Origin of the sequence: Sporosarcina sp. USHLN248 (genome assembly GCF_037144575.1) — a bacterium.
GTDB lineage: Bacteria > Bacillota > Bacilli > Bacillales_A > Planococcaceae > Sporosarcina > Sporosarcina contaminans.
The window spans coordinates 1-223 of record NZ_JBBCZC010000137.1 but is presented as its reverse complement, the minus strand read 5'-3'; the positions used below and the strand labels follow the sequence as shown (position 1 = coordinate 223).

The window sequence follows — 223 nt, the reverse complement described above, 5'->3', positions numbered from 1 at the left end:
TCAAAGGAATTGACGGGGACCCGCACAAGCGGTGGAGCATGTGGTTTAATTCGAAGCAACGCGAAGAACCTTACCAGGTCTTGACATCCCGCTGCCCGGTGTAGAGATACACCTTTCCCTTCGGGGACAGCGGTGACAGGTGGTGCATGGTTGTCGTCAGCTCGTGTCGTGAGATGTTGGGTTAAGTCCCGCAACGAGCGCAACCCTTGATCTTAGTTGCCAG

Annotated in this window: 1 rRNA gene; it reads left to right on the top strand. The window is 55.2% G+C overall.

The features are described 5' to 3' along the window. Positions 1-223: ribosomal RNA gene (locus tag WFH04_RS18465) — 16S ribosomal RNA — on the top strand; the annotation flags it as partial.